Origin of the sequence: Vibrio sp. 10N.261.52.A1 (assembly GCF_002876325.1) — a bacterium.
GTDB lineage: Bacteria > Pseudomonadota > Gammaproteobacteria > Enterobacterales > Vibrionaceae > Vibrio > Vibrio chagasii.
In genome coordinates this window covers 1-3,766 of the sequence record NZ_MCYD01000632.1, presented here as the reverse complement: position 1 = coordinate 3,766, position 3,766 = coordinate 1, and the positions used below count along the sequence as shown (strand labels likewise).

Below are 3,766 nucleotides of genomic sequence, written 5' to 3'. Positions count from 1 at the left end.
GGACATAATAGTTAATTGATGTGATGTTATATTATAACAATCAGTAGTGCTGTTCACATCAAATTTGTGTAAATCATCAATTCACTTGTAATAATGTACAGCAAGTGTCGATCATTATTTTTTATGAGCCTCCCATACTCAAAGTCATCAAATTACTCAGTGTTGCGTTATCTCTATTTTGTATTCGATATGAAACTAAGCTCTAATAATTTTTGGAGTGCGACAAACAAAAGAGTGCCTGAAGTGATGATCACCAAATTGATAAGTGCGACATTATTATGTTTGTTGTTTTTCTGTAGCGTTATCAAAGCAGAGACGAACATACGTATTTTGAATAACACCCGTGAGGATCTTAGCCTATTTATATCCGGTGATGAGCAAGTTATCACCTCAACCGGCGTCAACCATATCAGGCCTTATAGCTATGCTGAGGTTGCTAACCTGAGTCGATATGGTGGCATAAAAGCAGGCAAAGACTACTACTTTTTTATATTTTTAGGCTACGAATATCTCACCCCAGTAGTTAGGCTAAAAGGAACAGCGTGGGGGTCAGATATGTCTTTTACCCTTGTCGATCCTGAAACCACACATATCGGTGACTTATACAGTGATCGAGCAATTCACGGGAACAATAAAGGGGGGTACCGATACTATTATAAGGCTGATTACACCGGTGGATATGATGATATAACGTTTGTTATAAGTGAAGAACCAACGACTCCATTATCTGATGCGAATAGCATCAACATACTGACTTACAACGTATGGCTGCTCCCTTATATTGGAGAGCATATGAATGATAGAGATATACGAATTGCTGAAGCGGTCAAGAATCATGACGTGGTTTTTATGCAGGAGGTGTTCAGGCGAGAAAATGAACTACGTTTAAATGCGGACATGCAGCGCCACTTTCAGTATGTCAGTCATAAACTCGATGGTGGTGGCAGTAATACCTACGATGGCGGTGTTATTACTTATAGTAAATATCCCATTGTTGAACAGGCACAACATGTCTTTGATAACTGTCGGGGAACCGATTGTGCGGCAGATAAAGGTGTTCTCTATACCAAGATAATAAAAGATAGCCGCCCTTATCATCTGTTTAACCTGCATCTAGGGTCTTGGAATTCTCGCGAACATCGGAATATAAGAATGCTGCAGGTCGGTGAAATACTCGCCTTTGTGGAGCAGTTAGATTTACCAGAGAACGAACCTGTTATCTTCGGCGGTGACTTCAATATCGCCAAGCATAAGTTTCCGCTTGATTTCACTCAAATGCTTAGAGTATTGGATTTGCAAGAGCCGCCTTTAAAAGGTCCATTGGCCCACAGTTACGATCCGCTTGTGAATCAAAACCTATCCGATAGTGATCAATCTGCCCAAGAACGGCTGGATTATCTGCTGTATTCAAATAATGGCAGCGTGGTGGCGAGTTCCAGCAAAATTGAAGTGTTACGCAGTTTTGACGATGATATGTGGGGTGTGTGGGATTTATCTGACCACCTAGCGGTAAGTGCACGCTTTGAAGTGCCTTAGGCTAGTGTTTCTTCTATCTTAGCGGTCTGAAAGGTTCATCGATACAAAGTCAGTTTATGTATTAGGCCGAGCTCCAATGTTTTGCAGAATAAATAGGGTTCTCTATAGTTAAAGTAACAACTTTTAAAGCTAGGGCAGCACTGAACTCATCATAAAATATCTTCACTTCTGATCTCACTTGTGCGTTTTCAGTTGATGAGCCTTCATCTTCGATTCAATTCATCGCTGCCCATTCTGGAGGGCTGCTGATGCAAAATTTCTTCAAATTGGCACTTAGATTTTGTGCCGTTTTTTCTCTCTTACTTCTCCCTTTCTTTAGCTCAATGACTTCATCAGCACCACTTAAAGTTGGCGTTTACCCTTGTCCTCCTTTTGTTATTGGTTCGATGGATAATGAGTGGGATGGCCTCAGCATTGAGCTGTGGGAAAAGATCGCCAGGGATATGGATGTTGAGTTTACGATAGAAAACCATCCACTCGATGAGTTGCTTAGCGCTATTGAATCGGAACAAATAGACATAGGTGTGTCTTGCATTTCAATCACTCCAGAGCGAGAGATTTTTGCTGATTTTTCCCATTCATTTTACGAAACGCACCTTGCTATCGCAGTCAAAAAGAAAGGCTATCTTGAAACTTTACACTTGATATTCTTCAACCCAGCTTTGTGGTTGATCATTGGTGTGGTCGTGTTTATTGCAGGTGTCATTGGTGCATTTTTCTATTTGCTCGAACACGGTGAAAACCAGAAGCTCTATTCGATGAAAAGCCGAACTGGACGCTGGTTAGAGAGTTTTATTCTTGGTTTACTTTTCATTACTCGAGGTCCATTTAACTACTTTGAATTTAAGAGTCTAACGGGGCGGATTGCTACCGTGTTTATTGGCGTATTCAGTATGCTTTTCATTGCCAGTATTACTGCTGTGTTAGCGAGTAAACTTACACTTAGCCAAGGATCTTCTCAGATCAAAGGTATCAATGATCTAGCGAATGTCAAAGTAGGTGCCAAGGTCGCGACTACGTCCTCTCTGCTATTGACGAGCTTTGGTATCAGACATGAGAACTATGTTGATATGCCAAGGCTTTTGGCGGCTTTAGAAGAAGGAGAAGTTGACGCCATTGTAGCCGACGATGTAGTGCTTAAATACATGATTGGGAATGGCCGAATGAGTGGCCAATTTGAAGATTTAGAGGTGTTACCATATCAGCTAGAGAAGCAAAACTACGGTTTTATCATTACAGAAAACAACCCTTACGAAGAAGAGATTAACCGCGCTCTGTTGCAGATTCGAGAGTCTCGTAAGTGGCGTAAAATCTTAGTCGAGTATTTTGCAGACAACTAACCGAGACAGCGATATATAGCGTGAGGTATTAGCTGTTAGTCTGCTCTGATTCCAGCGCTGAGGTTTTGCGTTTTTTGTAATGTTTAACACCTGTCCAAACGACATAAGCGGCTACAAAAACGATCAGCGCAGAGCGGAGTAGGATAGGCGCATCATGCTCTAATTGCTTAACATGGGGAGCGATACTGGCAAACAAACGGCTGGTAAAAAGCATCCCCATTACAAACATAACAACTTTATTCATCTGACTCGCCACTCAATTAGACACGTTACACAGAGCACTTTCTTATCGGTTCGCTTATCAAAACGGCCAAGAACGACTCTGCTCGAAATAAAAGCATGCGCTTCTCAAACGGCATCGTCAACGCGATATCGGTCTAAAGCCGGTAAGCTAAAATTTCGTTTTTGGAAGTGCTCTACTTTCATGTTATTCGTTGCGAGGCTTAATTTACTGACGAACCTGGAGAATCAATCGAGTCTTTGAGTCAGATTCGATCTTCTCTTCCAATTCGGCTCTATTCTTTTTATCCAAAAACGCGTCCCATTCATCAAGTAATAGCGTCTCTTGCGTATGGTTGAGTAACCAATCTAGGCATTTCTTGGTGTACTCTCCGTCGGAAATATCTTCTTTATTTAGCTCCGACTCCCAAGGCCAACATACGCGGTACGAGGGGTTGAAATACAGAGCGCCGGAACTTCGTTGATAGTCTTTAAGGTAAGTGGTTTTTCCAGAACCGTTCGAACCAATAACAGAGAGATAGCCGTTACGATAGCTCTGAAGTTCATTTGCGCTCACTGGTTTATTGGTTTGATTATCTTTGAGTTCAATAGTGTGCGTATCTATTTTAAAGGGTGCTTTAGTGTCATTAAATTTGGTGAGTAGCCTAAGC

Annotated in this window: 4 protein-coding genes; 2 read left to right on the top strand and 2 right to left on the bottom strand. The window is 41.5% G+C overall.

The genetic code is table 11. The features are described from left to right. Positions 1-189 precede the first annotated feature (189 nt). Positions 190-1,536: a sphingomyelin phosphodiesterase gene (locus BCT81_RS11635; protein WP_241908192.1), complete on the top strand. Its 1,347-nt coding sequence runs from the start codon at positions 190-192 to the stop codon at positions 1,534-1,536. 248 nt (positions 1,537-1,784) lie between these two features. Continuing rightward, a complete protein-coding gene (locus tag BCT81_RS11630) occupies positions 1,785-2,876 on the top strand; it encodes a transporter substrate-binding domain-containing protein (protein ID WP_102424423.1) in 1,092 nt (363 codons plus the stop codon). 28 nt (positions 2,877-2,904) lie between these two features. On the opposite strand, the gene BCT81_RS11625 is transcribed toward BCT81_RS11630, so the two are convergent. Together BCT81_RS11625 and BCT81_RS11620 are read right to left on the bottom strand one after the other, a co-directional pair. Continuing rightward, a complete protein-coding gene (locus BCT81_RS11625; protein WP_102424422.1) occupies positions 2,905-3,120 on the bottom strand; it encodes a hypothetical protein in 216 nt (71 codons plus the stop codon). Positions 3,121-3,324: 204 nt separating this feature from the next. Further along, positions 3,325-3,766: ABC transporter ATP-binding protein (locus BCT81_RS11620; RefSeq protein ID WP_241908191.1), on the bottom strand; the 442-nt coding region annotated here is incomplete at its 5' end.